Origin of the sequence: Mycobacterium basiliense (genome assembly GCF_900292015.1) — a bacterium.
Lineage (GTDB): Bacteria > Actinomycetota > Actinomycetes > Mycobacteriales > Mycobacteriaceae > Mycobacterium > Mycobacterium basiliense.
Map to the genome: position 1 here is coordinate 3,891,429 of NZ_LR130759.1, position 19,042 is coordinate 3,910,470.

Annotated in this window: 12 protein-coding genes, 1 tRNA gene and 1 pseudogene; 4 read left to right on the top strand and 10 right to left on the bottom strand. The window is 64.2% G+C overall.

Annotation, left to right across the window (positions count from 1 at the left end; all coding sequences use genetic code 11):
* Positions 1-26 precede the first annotated feature (26 nt).
* Positions 27-593 (top strand): hypothetical protein, encoded by a 567-nt coding sequence (locus tag MB901379_RS16310; RefSeq protein WP_232021884.1) that lies wholly within the window; start codon positions 27-29, stop codon positions 591-593.
* 22 nt (positions 594-615) lie between these two features.
* Here MB901379_RS16310 and MB901379_RS16315 read toward each other — a convergent pair whose 3' ends face one another.
* From MB901379_RS16315 to MB901379_RS16335, 5 genes are all read right to left on the bottom strand, one after another.
* On the bottom strand, positions 616-1,290 hold the full coding sequence (locus MB901379_RS16315) for a hypothetical protein (RefSeq protein ID WP_408632298.1): 675 nt from the start codon (positions 1,288-1,290) through the stop codon (positions 616-618).
* Positions 1,275-1,691 carry an acyl-CoA thioesterase gene (locus MB901379_RS16320; RefSeq protein WP_158017580.1) on the bottom strand — a complete coding sequence of 139 codons (417 nt, stop codon included), beginning with the start codon at positions 1,689-1,691 and terminating at the stop codon, positions 1,275-1,277. The genes MB901379_RS16315 and MB901379_RS16320 overlap by 16 nt, the downstream gene beginning before the upstream one ends.
* On the bottom strand, positions 1,688-6,532 hold the full coding sequence (locus tag MB901379_RS16325) for an NAD-glutamate dehydrogenase (protein ID WP_158017581.1): 4,845 nt from the start codon (positions 6,530-6,532) through the stop codon (positions 1,688-1,690). The genes MB901379_RS16320 and MB901379_RS16325 overlap by 4 nt, the downstream gene beginning before the upstream one ends.
* 55 nt (positions 6,533-6,587) lie before the next feature.
* The gene (ettA, locus tag MB901379_RS16330) at positions 6,588-8,264 is read right to left on the bottom strand and encodes an energy-dependent translational throttle protein EttA (RefSeq protein ID WP_158017582.1); all 1,677 of its coding nucleotides are present in this window, start codon (positions 8,262-8,264) and stop codon (positions 6,588-6,590) included.
* 67 nt (positions 8,265-8,331) lie between these two features.
* A complete protein-coding gene (locus tag MB901379_RS16335) occupies positions 8,332-8,850 on the bottom strand; it encodes a single-stranded DNA-binding protein (RefSeq protein WP_158017583.1) in 519 nt (172 codons plus the stop codon).
* Between the two features lie 374 nt (positions 8,851-9,224).
* Between MB901379_RS16335 and MB901379_RS24760 the strand changes: the two genes are divergently transcribed.
* The gene (locus MB901379_RS24760; protein ID WP_232021885.1) at positions 9,225-9,380 is read left to right on the top strand and encodes a hypothetical protein; all 156 of its coding nucleotides are present in this window, start codon (positions 9,225-9,227) and stop codon (positions 9,378-9,380) included.
* Positions 9,381-9,506: 126 nt separating this feature from the next.
* A complete protein-coding gene (locus tag MB901379_RS16340; RefSeq protein ID WP_158017584.1) occupies positions 9,507-10,460 on the top strand; it encodes a sterol desaturase family protein in 954 nt (317 codons plus the stop codon).
* Here the strand turns inward: MB901379_RS16340 and MB901379_RS16345 are convergent.
* From MB901379_RS16345 to lipQ, 4 genes are all read right to left on the bottom strand, one after another.
* Positions 10,457-12,808, bottom strand: a complete 2,352-nt coding sequence (locus MB901379_RS16345) for a glycerol-3-phosphate 1-O-acyltransferase (RefSeq protein ID WP_158017585.1) — start codon at positions 12,806-12,808, stop codon at positions 10,457-10,459. The two genes, MB901379_RS16340 and MB901379_RS16345, sit on opposite strands and share 4 nt — an antisense overlap.
* Positions 12,805-14,610, bottom strand: a complete 1,806-nt coding sequence (locus MB901379_RS16350; RefSeq protein ID WP_158017586.1) for an HAD-IB family hydrolase/lysophospholipid acyltransferase family protein — start codon at positions 14,608-14,610, stop codon at positions 12,805-12,807. The genes MB901379_RS16345 and MB901379_RS16350 overlap by 4 nt, the downstream gene beginning before the upstream one ends.
* Positions 14,607-16,070 (bottom strand): WS/DGAT/MGAT family O-acyltransferase, encoded by a 1,464-nt coding sequence (locus MB901379_RS16355; RefSeq protein ID WP_158017587.1) that lies wholly within the window; start codon positions 16,068-16,070, stop codon positions 14,607-14,609. Before MB901379_RS16355 ends, MB901379_RS16350 begins: the two co-directional genes overlap by 4 nt.
* 227 nt (positions 16,071-16,297) lie before the next feature.
* Complete coding sequence (gene lipQ / locus MB901379_RS16360; protein WP_158019251.1) at positions 16,298-17,551, bottom strand: esterase LipQ; 1,254 nt, start codon at positions 17,549-17,551, stop codon at positions 16,298-16,300.
* Positions 17,552-17,737: 186 nt separating this feature from the next.
* Here lipQ and MB901379_RS16365 point away from each other — a divergent pair.
* Positions 17,738-17,811 (top strand) — tRNA-Arg (locus MB901379_RS16365).
* A 337-nt stretch (positions 17,812-18,148) separates the two neighbouring features.
* Here MB901379_RS16365 and MB901379_RS25345 read toward each other — a convergent pair.
* A pseudogene (locus MB901379_RS25345) lies at positions 18,149-18,979 on the bottom strand (hypothetical protein).
* Between the last annotated feature and the right edge of the window lie 63 nt (positions 18,980-19,042).

The following is a 19,042-nucleotide window of genomic DNA, read 5'->3' on the forward strand; positions in this document are numbered from 1 at the left end:
TCGGCGATCGGCGATACCATCGGCCGATGTCGGAATTTTCTTTCGCCGAGCCCTATCCCGAGCCAGGCGCCCCTTGGTCTTTGCCCCCAGCACCCTCGACAGCGCCGCCGGGGCCGTGGCGTTGGGCTGTCGTGGCGGCCGTGGCGCTGGCAGTCGTCGCGCTGGGCGTTGGCGTTGTGGGCTGGTTTCGCCCCCAACCACGCAACACCCCACCGACGCCACCGACGCCCACGTTCAGCACCCAACAGATCACTGACGCACGGGAAGGCGTTTGCGCCGCGCACCGGATCGTGCGTCAGGCGGCCGTCTCGACTACCAATCAACCCAACCCGTCACCCGGTGATCCGATTGGCGATCTGGCCATAGCAGCGAACGCTCGCCTGGCGCTCTACGGTGGTGGTGACTACCTGCTGAATCGCCTCGCCGCCGAGCCCGCGACTCCCGCTGAGTTGCGAGACGCGGTCCGATCGCTGGCCAATCTGCTGCAGGAACTTGCAATGAGCTACCTCGCCGGAAGCCCGGATTCCGTGATAACTCCCCTGCTACAGGCGTCGGATAAACGCACCAGAGCAGTGGATTCGCTCTGCACGTGACCCGGACCCCGATCCTGTTGGGTCAACGCAGCACGAGAGCGGGGTGGCCGCGGCGCCGGTAGACCGAGCCGAACCGGGCATCGAGCCGCAGCCACGTCGGCAGAACTCGGACCCGGATCATTTCGTCGGCGTCGATCGCCGCCGCGGTCTGGGGCAAGAACCCCATTGCCGTCAAAGCGAACGCGCAGCGCATCGGTAGCCCGACGACGACATCGCCCGAACTGACCTGGATGACCTCTTGGTCCAGCAGCGAGATCGGCGGGCCATGGGCGCTGCCGTGCTCCTTGGCCAGCCGCGCGCCGCTTTGCGCCAGGTCGAGCATCGTCCGGGCCGGCACGTCATCGAGATGGGTGAAACCGGATTCCGGTGGTAGCGCCCCGCGCCACGCCGAGTCCATCGGGTACCCCACATCGACGTAGCCCGAAGCGTCCATCGCCGTCAGCCCCCGCGCCAGCCCGTCGGCACCGACCGAAACGTCGTTGGGTCGCACCTTGCCGGCCACCACCCGGCTGGCCAACACATCGAATCCCGTTGCCACCCATGCCGTCAGCAGTCCCGATGACCGGGCACGCAGCCGGATCACGGCGGCGTTGTCGAGCCGCATCGCATGCTCGACGAACGTGGCCAGATCTGCGCGGTGCGCCCCACCGTGCAGCCAGAGTCCGCGCTCGGCGGCTTCCCCTATGCCCTGAGCCACCGTTGCAGATACTCCCGATGGTGAGCCGACAAGCGCACCAGCCGTTGCTCGTCGATGTGGAACGCGGCTAGCTGTGATTCGGCGATGACGGCCGGCTTGGAGTCCGGGTCCGCGCTGACCGACCGAACCTCGTAGCCCAGCGTGAAATCCACTGCGCGCAGCCGCTTGACCCACATTGTCACCTGCAGCGGAGAATCGGACAGCCGCAACTGACCCTTGTAGGTGACCCGGACGTCGGCGATCAGCAGGCCGGTGGTTGTGATGTCCGCGCCGAAGGCGTCCTTGAGGAACGGGACGCGCGCCTCTTCGAGGATGGTGACCATGGTGGCGTGATTGACGTGCTGGTACATGTCGATGTCGGACCAGCGCACCGGCACTGGCGCGACGAACCCAGTACTCATCCGGAGATACCCCGTCCGCTTGTCCGTGTCATTCGGCGGATTTGGCGCGCCGCCACCGACAACGTCGCCAGATCCTTCTGACCGCTTTCGCGGATCTCGTTGAGCGTCCGGCGGGCCCGCTCCACCCGGGAAGCGCTGAGGTGTTCCCATTCGACAATTTTCTGCTCACTACTTTCATCGGGCTCCCCCACCGCGAGCACATCGAAACACAACGACCGCAGCGCACCGTAGATGTCGTCACGAATCGCTAAGCGCGCCAATGAATGCCAGCGATCGCTTCGCGGTAGCTCCGAGACCGCCGTCAGCAACCCGTCCGCGCCCAGCCGGTCCACCAGCGCGAAATAGGTATCGGCGACTTCGGCGGCGTCCAGGTCGGCGATATCGGCGATGTCGATGATGTCCAGCAGGCTGTAGCGGTACAGACCCACCGCGACCCGGTAGGCCAAATCTGCGGGCGCACCCTCGGAGATGAAGTCCGCGGCCTCTTTTTCCACAATGGCTTTGTCATCACCGCGCAGCCACTCCGACATTCGCGGGGTTAGCGCCTTGACTTTCGCGGCGAACCGATTGATTTCGGCGCCGACGGCCAACGGCTGCGGACGATAGTTGAGCAGCCAGCGACCGGCGCGATCGATCAACCTACGGGTATCCAGCGTCAACCGGTCCGACAGGCCGACCGGCAAGTTCGCCGCCCGGATCCGCCGCCAGATGTGATCCACACCAAAGATGGCGTCGGTGGCCACGTAGGTGCGTACCGCGTCGATCGGCGTGACACCGATATCCTCGGCGATCCGGAAGGCATAGGTGATGCCGGCGGTGTCCACCAGGTCGTTGATGAGCATGGTGGTGACAATCTCGCGACGCAGCTGGTGTGAGCGGATCTCGGGGGTGAACCGTTCGCGCAGTGGTTTCGGGAAGTAATAGGGCAACCTGGACGCGAACACATCCTGGTCCGGCAGCTCGGTGGCCAATACCCCCTCTTTGAGCGACAGCTTGACGTGCGCCATCAACGTCGCCAGCTCGGGTGAGGTGAGGCCGATACCCGCCTCGGCGCGCCGCAAGATCTCCTTCTCCGACGGCAGCGCTTCCAACTCCCGGTTGACTCCACGCTCGGCCACCAAATACCGGATCTGGTCGGCGTGGACCGGCAACAGGCTGGCCGCATTGGCGCGGCTGGTACCCATGAGGTCGTTCTGATCCTCGTTGTCGGTGAGCACCAGCTGTGCCACCTCGTCGGTCATCGACTCCAGCAGCTGTTTGCGTTCCTCGGGTTGGACCTTGCCGGCCGTGACCAGTGCGTCGATCAGGATCTTGATGTTGACCTCGTGATCGGAGCAGTCCACTCCGGCGGAGTTGTCCATCGCGTCGGTATTGATCCGGCCGCCGGACAGATCGAATTCGACGCGACCCAGTGCCGTCACACCGAGATTGCCGCCCTCACCGACCACCTTGGCGCGCACTTGATTCGCGTTGACCCGCACCGGGTTATTGGCCCGATCGCCGACATCGGCATCGGACTCCGACTCGGCCTTGATGTAAGTGCCGATGCCGCCGTTGAAAAGTAAGTCGACCGGCGCCTGCAGAATGGCCCGGATCAGGTTGGGCGGCGACATCTCGGCGACGTCGGTGTCGATACCGAGCGCGTCGCGGACCTGTGGGCTGATCGGAATCGCCTTCTGCTCGCGGCTGTAGACTCCGCCGCCGTCGCTGATCAACGATCTGTCGTAGTCGTCCCAGCTGGACCGAGGCAACTCGAACATCCGCCGCCGTTCCTCCCACGACGACGCGGCATCGGGTTCCGGGTCGAGGAAGACGTGTCGGTGATCGAAGGCCGCAACCAGCCTGATGTGCTTGCTAAGCAGCATGCCGTTGCCAAAGACGTCACCGCTCATGTCGCCGATGCCCACAACGGTGAAGTCCTCGGTCTGGGTGTCGACCCCGATTTCCCGGAAATGGCGTTTGACGGCTTCCCAGGCGCCCTTGGCGGTGATGCCCATGGCCTTGTGGTCGTACCCCACCGATCCACCGGAGGCAAACGCGTCACCCAGCCAGAACCCGTAGGACTTGGCGACGTCGTTGGCGATGTCGGAGAACGTGGCGGTGCCTTTGTCGGCGGCCACCACCAGGTAGGCGTCGTCGCCGTCGCGACGCACCACCTCCTGCGGAGGGCTGACCTGCCCAGTCGCGTGGTCGACGTTGTCGGTGACGTCGAGCAATCCCGAGATGAACAGCTGGTAGCAGGCGACGCCCTCGGCGCGGGTGGCATCACGGTCGGCCGCTCCGTCGCCGGTCGGTAGGGGCGGGCGCTTGACGACGAAGCCGCCCTTGGCCCCGACCGGCACAATGACAGCGTTCTTCACCGCTTGGGCCTTGACCAGACCCAAAATCTCGGTGCGGAAGTCATCGCGCCGGTCCGACCAGCGCAGGCCACCTCGCGCGACCGGTCCGAACCTCAGGTGCACGCCTTCCACGCGAGGCGAGTACACGAAGATCTCAAACTTGGGACGCGGCAGCGGCAGCTCGTCGATCAACGGTGCATCCAGCTTGAACACCAACACATCTCGCCCGCGAGCGGAACCCTCGCGGGAGACGAAGTAGTTGGTGCGCAAGGTGGCCTGAACCAGCGACGCGAATGCGCGCAGGATGCGGTCGGTGTCCAAACTCACCAGCGCATCGATGTCGGCTGCGACGGCCGCGGCGGCCGCTTGCGCGTCTCGACGCACCGGTGAGCCCGCCGGCCTGGGATCGAACAACGCCTCAAAGAGTGTGATCAATGACCGCGCGGTCGAGGGATGTTCGTTGAGCACCGATTCGATGTAGGACTGGCTGTAGGAAAAGCCCGCTTGGCGCAGGTACCTCGAGTAAGCGCGCAGCACCACCACCTGCTGCCAGGTCAACCCCGCGCGCATCACCAGTTCGTTGAACCGATCAATCTCGACGCGACCCTGCCAGATCGCGGTGACGGTATCGGCGAATCGCTCTGCGGCCGCATCCCGCTCGGCGACTGTGGTGGCCGTAGGGATCGTCGGATGCAGCGCGATCTTGAATTGATAAATCCAGACCGGTAGCCCGTCGGGGCGGGTCACCGTGAACGGACGCTCTTCGAGCACCACCACACCCATGCTCTGCAGCATCGGCAAAAGCTCGCTCAGCGATGCGGTGCACCCACCGAGAAACCAGGTCAGCTGGGCAACGCCGCTCTCGTCGGCATCGTCGCCCTCGGAAAATACCAACTTGACCGAATCGTCGGCCAGCTCGTTGATGATGGCGATGTGGTCGATGGCGTGGGTCGGGTTCACTGCCTGCTTGTAGGCCTCGGGGAAGGCGGCCGCGTAATGCTCGGCGTCAGCGTGCCCGACAGAGCCGTCGGCGGCGGCCCCGATCAGCCGATCGGCCCAGGTTCGCGCGGCTTCACTGAGTAGCGCCTGGATCCGGGTGCGGTTGGCCTCGGAAACATCGACCGCGCCCGGCGTGGCGGCCGCTTCCGTCTCGGGCAACCGGACCATGAAATGCATTAATGCCCAAGGTGATTCGCTGACCCGAGCGGTAAATTCCAGTCGCGTCCCGCCAAACTCGCGGACCAGGATGTCCTCAATCTGCAAGCGCACGGGCGTCGTGTAGCGATCACGAGGCACGTACACCAGGCACGAGACGAAGAACTGGAGCCGATCCACGCGCAGGAACAACAAGGCACGACGTTGCGATCCCAAATCCACCACGGCCTTGGCCATCGCCAACAGCCCTTCGGCGCTCAGCGTGAAAAGCTCCGGGCGCGGAACGGTCTGGATGACATCGAGCAGGAGCTGGCCCGGATGGCTGGGATCGCTGCCGGCCAGCTCGAGCGCCTCACGCACCCGCTGCGAGATCGCCGGGATCTCGAGCACGTCGGCGTTCATGGCCGCAACGCTGAACAGGCCCACAAAACGATGCTCGAGAACGTCTCCGCCACCAAGGTTTTCGCGCACCGCGATGGCATACGGGTACGCGCCATAACGCAGATAGCTGCCGACCCGGGCTTGAGCCAGGACCAGCAGCTTGGCTTCATCGGTCAGCCGCGGCCGAGTGCCCGTCCGCGCGCGCAACACGCCGAGCCCGCTGGACCCGTCGCCAATGACCATCCCGTTGTTGACTCGACAGGGTTGGTAACCCAGGAGGAGAAAGTTCCCATCGCCCAGCCAACGCAGCAGTGCCGCGACATCGGTGCGATCGGGCGCCGAATAGTGGCCTTCGGGGTCACTGTCGACCGCAGCAGCCAATTCGGCCAGGGTGGCGATCATCGCTGAGGCGTCGGTTGCGACGCGCTGGACGTCCGCCAGCACCCTGGGCAGCAGCTGTTCCACCTCGGTGAGGGTTTTTGCCTCAACTGACGGCGAAAGCTGGACCTGAATCCAGGCCTCACCGACATAGCGAGAGGTGTCGGCCGCTTTGGGTTCCACCCCGAGCAGTTCCCCCGTGTCGCTGCGGCGCACCTCGAACAACGGTGTCATGACGGCGGTGTAATCGACCCCGAGCCGGTGCAGCAGCACCGTCACGGAGTCCATCAGCATGCCGCCGTGCTCGGTGACCACTTGCAACGCCGGCCCGAACCCTGCCGGATCATCTGCCGGGTAGACGGCGACATTGCTTTCCCCGGGCGGACGCTGCTGGCCCAGCCGATAGTGCGCACGCAGCATCGACACCGTCAACGCCGAGGCCGGCGGTTCCGAAGTCCGTGCCCCGTCATCCGCCTGGCCGCGATAGCTGTCCAGATAGGCCTTGCAGATCCACTCGGGAACGTCCGCAATCTCGGTGAATGCGGTCCACGCCCCCGCATCCTGCTTGGCCTCGGGATCGATCGTCATGCCGAGTGCTCCCAACTCACGACGGATACCGCTGCGCATTGCGGCAGAGCTGACACTAGTCGCGTGTCAACCTGCGGTGGGTGACCCTGTGGGGACGCGCGGCTTCGACGCCCAACCGTTCCACCTTGTTCTCCTCGTAAGCACCGAAGTTGCCCTCGAACCAGAACCACTTGGCCTCGCTGTCGGCGTCGCCTTCCCAGGCCAAGATGTGCGTACAGGTCCGGTCGAGAAACCAGCGATCGTGCGAGATCACCACCGCGCAACCAGGGAAATTGACCAGCGCGTTTTCCAGTGAACTCAAGGTCTCGACATCTAGATCGTTGGTCGGTTCATCCAGCAGGATCAGATTGCCGCCCTGCTTGAGGGTCAACGCAAGGTTGAGCCTGTTGCGTTCACCGCCCGACAACACGCCAGCGGGCTTCTGCTGGTCGGGTCCTTTGAACCCGAACGCCGACACATACGCCCGCGACGGCACCTCGGACTGACCGACCTCGATGTAGTCCAGACCGTCGGAGACGACTTCCCACACTGTCTTCTTCGGATCAATGCCCGCCCGGGCCTGGTCGACATAGCTCAGCTTGACCGTCTCGCCGACCTTGACCGTGCCGCTGTCCGGCTCCTCAAGCCCGACGATGGTCTTGAACAGGGTGGTCTTGCCGACCCCGTTGGGGCCGATGACACCAACGATGCCGTTGCGCGGCAAGGTGAACGACAGATCCTTGATCAGGGTGCGTCCACCGAACCCCTTGTCCAGGTGCTCGACCTCCACCACCACCGCGCCCAGGCGGGGCCCGACGGGGATCTGGATCTCCTCGAAGTCGAGCTTGCGGGTCTTCTCCGCCTCCGCGGCCATCTCCTCGTAGCGCTGCAGTCGGGCCTTGCTTTTGGCCTGGCGCGCCTTGGCACCCGACCGGACCCAGGCCAGCTCGTCTTGCAGTCGCTTCTGCAGCTTGGCGTCCTTGCGGCCCTGCACCGCCAGCCGCTCGGCCTTTTTCTCCAGATAGGTCGAGTAGTTGCCTTCGTAGGGATAGGCACGGCCGCGATCCAATTCCAGGATCCATTCGGCGACATTGTCCAGGAAGTACCGGTCGTGTGTGACCGCCAGGATTGCGCCGGGGTAGCTGGCAAGGTGCTGTTCGAGCCACTGCACGCTCTCCGCGTCCAGGTGGTTGGTCGGCTCGTCGAGGAGCAACAGGTCAGGCTTTGACAGCAGCAGTTTGCACAGGGCGACGCGGCGACGTTCACCACCAGACAGGTTGCTGACCGGCTCGTCGGGCGGCGGGCAGCGCAGCGCATCCATCGCCTGCTCCAGCTGTGAATCGACGTCCCACGCGTCGGCGTGATCCAGTTCCTCCTGCAGCCGGCCCATCTCCTCCATCAACTCATCGGTGTAGTCGGTGGCCATCAACTCGGCGACTTCATTGAACCGATCCAGTTTGATCTTGATATCACCCAAGCCTTCTTCGACGTTGCCTCGAACGGTCTTCTCTTCGTCCAGCGGGGGCTCCTGCTGCAGGATGCCGACGCTGGCGCCGGTAGCCAGGAAAGCGTCACCATTGTTCGGCTTGTCCAGACCGGCCATGATCCGCAAGACGCTCGACTTACCGGCCCCATTGGGGCCGACGACGCCGATCTTGGCGCCGGGGTAGAAGCTCAACGTGACGTCGTCGAGGATCACCTTGTCACCGTGCGCCTTGCGGACCTTCTTCATCGTGTAGATGAACTCAGCCATGCCGCGGTTTTGCCTTTCTGGTCGCTCGGAATTACTCGCCGCCCATCCTAGGCACCGCGTGTCGGGGCTACGCCGACAGTGGCATCGGGGCGCGGCCAGCAGCGTCCTCATCGGTGACGTCGAGCACCGAGTCGACCGCGCCCGCCACCGGCTCCCCGTCGTCGCCACCTACCGCGCTCGGGTCTTGCGTCGCCGAGGCCGCAGGAACGTTGTCCGGGCTAGGTCCGGTGTAGCCGGGCCTCTCGATACGCACGAACACCCGCGATAGGTCGGGGCCGACCGACCGCGCCCGCATCTCTAGCGAGGAACGACGATTGCCATCCCGGTCCTCGTACTCGCTGGTGTAGACGTGGCCCACCGCGATGACGGGTGCGCCTTTGCCCAGCGCCGCGCCCACCCCGGTGACCAACCGGCCCCAGCAATTGACGGTGATAAACAACGAGTTTCCCGGCTCCCAGCTACCGTTACCGGTGCGTCGGCGGGAATTGCTGGCTACCCGGAACTTGATGACCTCCTGATCACCGACCTTTCGGCGCTGTGGGTCGTTGACAATATGGCCGACCACGGTCAGAGGCGTTTCAAACATGGCTCGTTTCCTTTCACCGATTTCTCCGGAGGTCTCCCGGCGCATCCGCTTGATGCTGACTGCCATTCAGCTGGGTGGCACCGACAGCAGTTCGGAGATTTGCCGGCAGGCGCCCCGGCCTGTGCGTAAGGCCGCAACTGTGGATTAACCAACTCCAGGCCCGCCGGTGACGCGCACCACCGCGCTCGATTAGGGCAGCGGGCCGCCCGGCCGGCAGGGGCGGAATTGCCGGAAACCGGAGAGCCACATTGACCGCAGACCAATTTTCTCGAGTATTCGAAAATGCCCGACTGCGCAGAACCCCGGCGATAGGCTCCAATGGTCGTCGCATATGCGACCAACGGCGACAGACCAGCAAATGGAGGGTACGGGCGATGAACGAGAACCTGAAAAGTAGGAAGATGACAACCCGGTTGGCCTGGGCTGCCGGCGCCGTGTTGACCGCAGCGTTCGCGCTGCTAGCGGTTGGCTGCTCGTCGGACATCGTCGACACTCCAAGTCCGGAGATAACGGAGATACCCGGTTGTTAGGGTGCGCGTGCACCGCTGCCGTTCGACGCCGCGGTTGCGGCGCCGACACCCCGTAGCCTCCGACCCGATCGCGGCCGAGGGGACACAAACCCCGGCCGCGGCGGGTTTCGCGATACCAGGTGACCAATGGAACGCGTCCTGCCAATAGTTCTCGTCGCGCTAGTGGTCCTGATGGGCCTGGAGTTCCTCAGTTACCGGCTGGACCAGCGGCAAACCCGGTCGCGGGCCGGCATGTCCGCCCGCGATACGGCGGCGAGTGTGTCGGTCTACGCCCTTGCTCTCGTTACCCGGCCCGCCGGCAAGCTCACCGGGATACCCGTCGTGCTCCTCGCGAGTGCGCTAGCGCCGATTCACCTGCCGGTCACCAATTGGTGGGTCTGGGTATCCGCACTGGTGCTGACCGACCTGGCCTACTACGTCAAACACCGTATGGCGCACCGAATTCGGGTGTTCTGGGCGGCGCACAGCGTGCATCACTCCAGCCAGTACTTCAACCTCTCGACGGGGGTCCGGACGCCCTGGCTCGTTCCGGGTTGGCTATTCCTATCGGCTGTCGTATACGTGCCGCTGGTGCTCGCGGGTTTCCCTGTCTGGATGATCTTCGGGTGCCACGCGATCGTGATTTTCTACCAATACCCGATCCATACCGAACGCGTCGACCGACTGCCGAGGCCGATCGAGTATCTGTTCAACACGCCGTCCCACCATCGCGTCCACCACGGCGCCAACAATCCGTACCTCAACAAGAACTACGGGGGCATCTTCATCGTGTGGGATCGGCTGTTCGGTAGCTACGCAGAGGAAGGCGCACCCATCCAATTCGGGTTGACAAAGAACATCACCACCCACAACCCGATCAAGCTCAATTACCACGAATTCGTGACGATGCTTGGCGACATTCGCCACGCGCGGACGTGGCGAGGCCGTATCGGCTACCTGTTGCGCCCGCCGGAGTGGAGCGAGAGTGCCGATGCCGACCAAGGGCGGCCAACGGCTCCAAACCCCGCGCCAGCTGACCGCGAGCAAGCCGGATCCCGATCTCCTCAGGAAAACCTGCGGTGGGCGGCAGCAAACACCTAGGATCCCGCCTGACGTGATTTGAACTCACGGGCGATGAACCGATTGCGCGCGATGGTCTCGACATAGTCGAAATCTCGCAATATGTCCCGCAATTCGCGCCGGAAGGCGATCCGGCGTTCGCCAAGGTCCGGTGCCGGTGCAATCAGATTCTGATCCTCAACGACCTGTCGAGCGGTGGCGAACAGCAGCGTGGACACCGGCTCGCTGCTTCGAACCCGGCCCTGCGCCACGTACTGGCGGCCGATACCCAGCGCCGACTCCGTCAGTTCCTTCGGACTAATATCCGCCGGGGCATCGCGCAACACGTCGGCGACGATCTCGTAGGCCTCGAAGAACACCCGCAACATCGCGTCCGATATCAACGGCCGCTTTTCATACAGTATTGCGTCGATGTCATCGCCCCCGGCGGCGACCTGCGACTCCCAATCCTGGTGCCACGCCATCTCTTCGGCGATATTGGCCCGAAATGCAGCGGAGTCGGCAAAGTAGAAATCGAATTTCAGCAGATCTCGCAGCCGCATCGCCTGGTCCCAGAACGCGGCCATGCGGTCACCGTCGCTGTGCCGGACGTGCGCCAGCGCCAGTTCGACGATCGAGGTTTCCAGGAACGCGTGGATCACCGAGTTCCGATAGAACGCCGCGGCGAGTTCGTCCTGGGGCGCGATGTACCACACCGGTTCCCGGCCACCGTCCACCCGAGTTACCGGGTGTCCGTTGGACAACGCGTCCACCGCGGCGCGTACCCCCTCGCGCGAGCGCAGCCGTAGGGCACTAGTAGACATCGGCGTCTGCTTGCGCTCGAGGTAATCCAGCGCGTCTTGCAACGTGTGGTGCAGCTGATCCTGCGTCAACGCGGTCCCACGGGCGGTGAGCAGCAACGCGGACACCAAGCCCGTCGCGGTCATCGGGGTTGCCTGCAGGATCCGCCACGCGACTTCGAACGACATCTTCTGCAGCGCAAGGCGCTTCGCGGCTTGATCGTTGGCCAGCGGACCATTTGGTGCACCGAGATACGCTCGCATGGAGACCGCTTCGGGAAACCGGACATAGATCTTGCCGTAATTGCGCTCCCCCTGAGCCTTGATGAAGTTATACAGCCAGCTCACGCCCTCGGGCGTCTTCTCGGCGCCGCGTGCGTAGGCAGCATACTCGGCGATCTCGTGCAGCTGGTCGAAGCAGATCGAGACCCCCTGCAGCAGGATGTCGTCACTGCGACCGTCTAGATAGGCGTCGGCCACATAGCTCATCAGGCCGAGCTTGGGCGGCAACATCTTTCCGGTGCGGGAGCGGGTGCCTTCGATGGACCAGCTCAGGTTGAACCGCTTCTCGACGACGTAGCCGACGTATTCCTTGAGCACGTATTTGTAGAGCGCATTGTCACCGATGTTGCGTCGGATGAAGATCATCCCCGAGCGCCGCATCAGGGGTCCCATCACGCCGAACGACAGGTTAATGCCGCCGAACATGTGCACCGGCGGTAGCCGGTTGTCCTGCATGGCCACGGGCACCACTGCGCCGTCGATGTATGAGCGGTGGGAGAACAGTAGGACCGCAGGATGAGATTCCAGCGCCGCGCGCATGGCCGCGACCTCGTACTCGTCGTAGTCGAATTCCGGGTCGAATCCACGGCTGATCAGCCGGCCGAGAACAGAGATCAGGTCCACTGACACCTGACTCCAGCCGGTGGCCAACTCGTCGAGCATTTTCCCGGCCTCTTCGACGGTGGCGCCGGGGATCTTCGCTAGGCCGGCACGGAATCTTGCTGACGCCAACATTTCCGGCTTGACCAGCCGGGGAGACTTGTATTGGGGTCCTAGGATTCGGTACTCGGCGCGTGCCAACGCCAGGATGGCGCGGCGGGTGACGAACCGGGCAAAGTCGCGATTGTTCTCGCCAACGGTGTTGTCACGCCACTGTTGGCGCAATTCAGAAACCTTGGCCGACTCGCCGGCCAACACCCTGGCCCGCCGGGGATCTGAGCGCAGGATGCGACGCTGCAAACGCTGGTTGGGATGGTAGGGATCACGGCCGGGGAGCAACCCGGCCACCTTGGCCAGCCTGCTGCGATCCGGCGGCGGCTGCCAGAACACCTGCACCGGCACGATCGAACGATCTTGGCTCCCCTCGGGGCCCTCCTGGAGTTGTTCCACCAGCGCTGTCAGTGCGGCCGGCGGTGCATTGCGGGGCGGCAGCTTGAGCACGTCGAATCTGGCTTCGGGATTGCGGGCGCGCTGGTGGCCCAGCCATTCCATGATCAGCTGCATTTCGACCGGTGAATCCATCCAAGCCAGCACCAGCGTGTCTTCGGCAGTCAGCACCGCGCTGGTATCGGCCACCGGTTTGGTCACGGCCGTCCTCGAGGCCTAGAACTCGGCGCTTGAGTGGCGTCACTTTGGTTGCTGCTTGGCTGTTGCGCCTCACCGTCGTTGACTGCGGTCGCGGATTGGTCGGGATTGGTCTTGACCGGCCGTCGTGTTGGGGCCTTGGCCGATTTCTTGGCCGGTGCCTTTTTCGCGGCCGGTGCCTTGTTTGCGGCCGTGCTGGCCGGCTTGTTGGCGGTGGCTTTGACCGGACTCTTTTTGGCCGGGGTCTTTTTCGCCGCTGCCTTCGTCCGGGTCCTGGCTTTCTTTGCGGCCTTCTGCTCGGCGTACAAGTCGACGCTGGGCAACTCGTCCACCGGCCATTCCTTGAGGGTGTCGAGGTAGAGCTGGCGTACTTCGGCTATACGCTCCGGCAGCGTGTCAAGGGTCCAGTCATTGACCGGAATGGGCGGAAATACCGCCACGTCGACCGTGCCCGGATTGATGGTGGTGGAATTGCGCGAGGCAACGATCTCCGCATTGCGAATCACGATCGGGACGATCGGGATTCCCGCGGCCATCGCAATGCGGAAGGGCCCCTTCTTGAAGGGTCCCACCTCGGTGGTGTCCAACCGGGTGCCTTCGGGCGCGATCACGATCGACAGCCCGTTTTTGGCCCGCTCCTCGACGGTGTGCAACGTCTCTACCGCGGAAGCCGGATCGTCGCGGTCGATGAAGACGCCGTCCAACAACTTGCCCAGGGTGCCCATGATCGGGTCGTTCCGCAGTTCCTTTTTGCCCACGCCAACCCAGTTGTCGCGCACGAGTGCTCCGGCAATCACCGGATCGACCTGGTTACGGTGGTTGAAGATGAAGACGGCCGGACGCTGCGCGGTCAGGTTCTCCTTACCCACGACATTGAGATGCACACCGCTGGTGGCAAGCAATAACTGGGAGAAGTTGGAGGTAAAGAAGTTGACGCCACGCCGCCGGCTGCCGGTCATCACGCCGACCCCGAGCGCACCGGCGGCCACCGGGAACATGGTGCTAAATCCGGCCAGGGTTCGCAGCTGTCGCCGCAGACCCACGCCGCCGCGGCTGTTGAACTTCAGAATTGGCCAGCCGCGACGCTTGGCGACGGCGGCCATCTTACCTTCGGGATTGGTCGGTCGCGGATTTCCGACCAGGTACATCAGCGCGACGTCCTCGTCGCCATCGGCGTAGAAGTAACTCTCTTTGAGGTCGATGTCGTGCTCGGCGGCAAAACGCTGCACCGCGGAGGCCTTACCTGGCCCCCATAGAATCGGCTTGATCACTCCCCCGGTGAGCAGCCCGTCCTCGTTGGTCTCGAACTTGTTGGTCAGCATGTTGGTGATACCAAGAAAACGCGCCACCGGCTCCACTTGAATGGTTAGCGCAGAGGAGCTGAGCACCACAGTGTGGCCGCGGGCCACATGCGCTCGCACCAACTCTCGCATTTCCGGGTAGATCCGGGACTCGATCCGCTGCGCGAACAGGCGCTCGCCGATTTCCTCCAAGTCGGTCAGGAGCCGCCCGCGCAATGCCGAAGAGGCTTTGTTGATCAGGTCTTCGAACTCGATCCGTCCGAGCGTATGGTTCAACCCTGCTTGAATCATGCTGAGCAGCTCGCCGACACCCATATCGCGGCGCCGCAGCCGCTCCTGGGTGAGGATGACGGCGGTGAAGCCGGCGACCAATGTGCCATCCAGATCGAAGAATGCGCCCACCTTGGCTCCCGGCGTGCTGGCCATGATCTCGGCCACTGAGCCGGGTAACCGCAAATCGCGCGACTGCTTACCGTCGTCGGCGTGCTCTTCGGTGGCGCTCATGAGCCCGACACCGATCGAGTCGCGGAGCCTGCCGGACCGGCGAATGAGGCCGGGACCGCGCGCGGTGCCGGATCACCGGCCAGTGCAAGGATCTCGTTAAAGCCCTCAAGCAGGCACTCGGCGAACAATTCGTCGTTTCGCACCGACGCCCTGTCGTAGCGCACAGTGATCGTGCACCAACCGCCCCGGGATATCAGCACCACCATCATCGCCACGCCGGGCAGCGGGCCAATACCGTACTGCCGCAATATCTTTGCTCCCGCGATAAAGGTGTCACCGGGGTATACCGGGACATTGCTGGCCTGGACGTCCGAGCCGATCACCGAGCCGCTGATTCCCTCCAGCACCGCCGTGGGCAACACGCTGAGGACCGGAGCGATAGACCCGACAAAGTTCATTGCGGGCTCATCGCGGCGCTGGGTCATCTGCGCCCGGATCTTCTTCATCCGGGCTATCGGATCGATCGTGCCGAGGGGAGCCGCCAGATTGACGCCGGTGAATCGGTTCCCGCCGGCCGCATCGGCGTCGGCCCGCAAGTTCACCGGCACTGCCATCGGCAACGTGCTGATGGGCATGCCAAGCCTCTCGTGGTACCGCCGCAGAGCACCACAAAGGCCGGCGAGGTATGCGTCGTTGATCGACCCGCCGCCGGCCTTGGCAGCCTGGTGTAGTTCAGAAAGCCGGATGTCAATCGCCTCGGTGCGGGTGGTCAGGCTGCGTCGGCGCAGTAGCGGCGACGGCTCCGCGGCGCGGTTCATCACCCGCACGCTGGACAGGGCGTAGCTGACAATCCCCGACACGGTAGCTGCCGGGTCCAAGACCGCACGACCGGCCACCGATACCGCCCCGGACAGTGCACCGACAACGCCGCCGACAAGGGCGATGGGCAGGTGGTTAAGACCTTGGCGCATCAAGTCGTTCGGCGAAAGATCCTGCGGAATGGGCTGCGGCGGCGTGGGCCTCGGCGGCGGATCCCGCTCCAGGTCGTAAATCTGGGCGAACATCTCTACGCCGCCCACCCCATCGGTGACGGCATGGCTGACGTGCAGCAGGGTCGCAGCCGTGCCGTCGGCCAAGCCCTCGACCAGCGTGGCAGTCCACAACGGCCGCGATATGTCCAGCGGTGACTGCAAGATCACTTCGGCGAGGTCGAATACTTCGCGCAGGGTGCCGGGTTCGGCGACGCGCACCCGGCGCACATGGAAGTCGAGGTTGAAATCGGGATCGACCACCCAGCGCGGCGCCGCGGTCGGCAGCGTCGGAACGACGACCTTCTGTCGTAGCCGCAACACTCGTCTCGAGGCGTTCTCGAACCGCGCCCGGAAGCGGTCCCAGTCCGGTGTGCCGTCGAGAAGTTCGAGCGCCATGATCCCCGAACGGGTCCGTGGATTGGCCTCGCCACGATGCATCAAATAGTCGACCGGCCCCAGCTCATCGGACAATCCAACGGCCTCAACCATGATCACGACCCCGCGTGGGCCGGATAACTCGATGCGCCAAGTCTGTCACCGCCGAACAAGCCTCCTGCTCAGCTCCGTCTACCCGATTTGCCAACACAACGCTAGTCCGGTTGACGCGGTGGTGAAAGTGAGGATCGACTCAGTCGAGTGGGCGCCGCGGGCCGTCCGACACGAGCTGCCGGCGAGCAATCGAGTTGGAAAGCCCCCGGTCCTGCGGCCCACTCGAGTTAGCTGGCCGACGTCGCCGACAGCCGCGACGACCCCAGCAACGAGCCGGTCCGCCGACCGTAGACAACCCCCAGGAAGTCGGCGACGGCGTTGGCCGTCAGCCGGGATCGGACCGTAGGGGTGATGTCGAAAGCGTGGTGGGCATTGGCGAGCTCGGCATAGGCGACCGTGTCCGCTCCCGCATCCCGCAACGCATCGCAGAAAGCTCGAGCCTGAGCGCTCGGGATCAGCTGATCCCGCTCGCCGTGCAGCACAAAAAAAGGCGGCGCGTCCCGGTGCACGTACGAGATTGGCGAAGCGGCTTTGAACTGCTCAGGATCTTCGGCATAGCGCGTCTTCATCACGAAGTGCTCGAGGAACGGCAGCATCATCTCGTGCATGTTGTCCAGGTCGGTGAAGTCGTAGACACCGTAGTACGGCGCCACCGCCTGGACAGTCGTGTCGGAGTTTTCGAACCCAGGCTGGAAGGCCGGGTCGTTGGGGGTCAACGCAGCCAGGGAAGCCAGGTGCGCACCGGCCGAACCGCCGGTGATGGCGATGAAATCGGGGTCTCCGCCGTAGTCGGCGATATTCTCGCGGACCCACGCAATCGCCCGTTTGACATCGATGACGTGTGCCGGAAATGCGCAGCGTGGGCTCTTGCTGTAATTGATCGAGACGCAGATCCAGCCCAGTTGCACCATGCGACTCATCAATGTGTAGGCCTGCGGACGTTTACCGTTGACCGCCCATGCTCCCCCGGGGACCTGGATCAGCACCGGCGCGCGGCGGCCCGGCGCCAGATCCGGCCGACGCCAGATGTCGAGCAAATGTTCGCGTCCACCCGGACCGTAGGAGATGTCTGAGGTCTGCGCCGCATAGCGTCGGCGGGGCCCGGACGGCAGCAGACCGCCCCGTCGCTCACCCTCGGACGGTTCGCCGGTCGGGTGCGCCACCAGGTCGCGGAAATCCGGTCCCAGTGACTCCTCGAGCGCCGCCGCCAGGGTCGAGTCGGCACGCTGGGCTGCCCACGCGGTGCCGTATCGGCCGATCGCCGGCGGCGATACCCGCGACAGTGCATGCCCCGTCACCACGTGCAGCGGAAATTCTGTGGTTACCCAGCCGGCGACCCAACCCAGGGCGAACGGCGAGCCCCTAAGCAGCAGGGCTCCGGAGCGAATGGTGTCTTTGGCGTCGGCCGCAAGCTGCGCTCCGTGGCGCAGCGCCTCAGCGCCGGCCCGCGAGCACCGCGATGTAACACTGGCCATGCACATTACAAAGCCCACCCCTCGACGTCAGGCACACGCTTCATTGCGGTTAACGGCCGATTACCAGCCGGTGTTGTACGTGTGTCGAGGCTCACACCATAACCGATTTTTGGCGCAGGGGAAGACTTTTCGCCCCCGTTGTGTCGCCGAATCTGATCTTGACTTGCCGTTGGATAGACTGACCTGCACATTGCCTCCGTAGCTCAGGTGGATAGAGCAAGGGCCTTCTAATCCCTAGGTCGCACGTTCGAGTCGTGCCGGGGGCGCAACCAAAGTGGCAGGTCAGCCCGCTACTTAGCCGGTCTATAGTTTGCTGGCGTTCGGCACCTCTGCCTGTGTCCACACTTCGTCCACAGTTTCGCGCTTTGCCGCGCATCATCAAGTTCAATGCGCACCATCCCAGCCAGGTGTGACGCCCCGATCCACCGAAACGGTGTCGGTACCTCTAGCTATATTGACCGCCTGCCAAATCACGTCCGCTGGCTGTTCAAGGCCAACACGGGACACGTCATCAACGCCGATCCAACCTTTGTTGGCCCAAAGTCGCGCCACCTTCCGCGTCGGGCAATGAATGGGGCTGCTGCGGGATTCTGTGACAGTTCCTCAGGCGGCCTTGTTGGCCGTCTGGGTCATGATGGCTTCGGATTCGATGGGGGTCAATCGGCCCAAGCGGGTTTGTCGTCGGCGTCGGTGGTAGGTGCGTTCGATCCAGGTGACGATCGTGATGTGGAGGTCCTCGCGGCTGGCCCAGCGTTGGCGGTCCAAAACGTTGCGTTGCAGCAGGGAGAAGGAGTTCTCCATGGCGGCGTTGTCTCCGGCGGGGCCGACCTGTCCCATGCAGCCGAGCATCTGATGCGCCGCAGGGACTGCTAGAGCTTGCGGCAACGAAATGGACCGCCCCTGTCGGTATCTAGCGTGCGGCCAGCGACGGTGCCACCGCTGCGGGACACGGCGGATTCGCAGGGCGTCGACGGCCAGCTACGAGGTCATCCGCTCGGCGATGGCGTAACCCACGATCCGGTTGGACCACACGCGGATGCTCGGTGATATCGCTGAGCCACAACCTATCCGGTCGCGGCGCGGTGAAATCGCGGCGCAACCAAGACCCGACACGAGACCACCACCGGTACCCTGATCGGGGCCACCGGCTGCTGCCAGCTCCTTCACGACGGGTAGAACCTTTCCCGGTAGCAATCCGCACGCCAGATAGACCGCCGCCTTGCGCAGGACCTCGTTCTCCTGCTCCAACAACCGATTACGCCGCGTCAAATCCCGATTCTCCCGCAGCACATCCGGCGCGGCGACCGACTTCGGATCTTCCTCGGCATCAGCGGCGCGAAGCCACGAATTCGACGTGGTCTGGCGAATTCCTAAGTCATGAGCGACCTGCTCCACTGACACCCCAGGGCCACACTCACGCGCAACCCGCACCACGTCACGACGGACCCCCCAGAGTAGGGCTTAGACACAACGACGTCCTTCCAGCCTGACTGCTCG

What these genes read in the sequence shown, in the direction of transcription:
- MB901379_RS16310 (WP_232021884.1), top strand. Translation starts at nt 27, where the DNA reads ATGTCGGAATTTTCTTTCGCCGAGCCCTATCCCGAGCCAGGCGCCCCT.
- MB901379_RS16320 (WP_158017580.1), bottom strand. Translation starts at nt 1,691, where the DNA reads ATGAGTACTGGGTTCGTCGCGCCAGTGCCGGTGCGCTGGTCCGACATC.
- MB901379_RS16325 (WP_158017581.1), bottom strand. Translation starts at nt 6,532, where the DNA reads ATGACGATCGATCCCGAGGCCAAGCAGGATGCGGGGGCGTGGACCGCA.
- ettA (WP_158017582.1), bottom strand. Translation starts at nt 8,264, where the DNA reads ATGGCTGAGTTCATCTACACGATGAAGAAGGTCCGCAAGGCGCACGGT.
- MB901379_RS16335 (WP_158017583.1), bottom strand. Translation starts at nt 8,850, where the DNA reads ATGTTTGAAACGCCTCTGACCGTGGTCGGCCATATTGTCAACGACCCA.
- MB901379_RS24760 (WP_232021885.1), top strand. Translation starts at nt 9,225, where the DNA reads ATGAACGAGAACCTGAAAAGTAGGAAGATGACAACCCGGTTGGCCTGG.
- MB901379_RS16340 (WP_158017584.1), top strand. Translation starts at nt 9,507, where the DNA reads ATGGAACGCGTCCTGCCAATAGTTCTCGTCGCGCTAGTGGTCCTGATG.
- MB901379_RS16350 (WP_158017586.1), bottom strand. Translation starts at nt 14,610, where the DNA reads ATGAGCGCCACCGAAGAGCACGCCGACGACGGTAAGCAGTCGCGCGAT.
- MB901379_RS16355 (WP_158017587.1), bottom strand. Translation starts at nt 16,070, where the DNA reads ATGGTTGAGGCCGTTGGATTGTCCGATGAGCTGGGGCCGGTCGACTAT.
- lipQ (WP_158019251.1), bottom strand. Translation starts at nt 17,551, where the DNA reads ATGTGCATGGCCAGTGTTACATCGCGGTGCTCGCGGGCCGGCGCTGAG.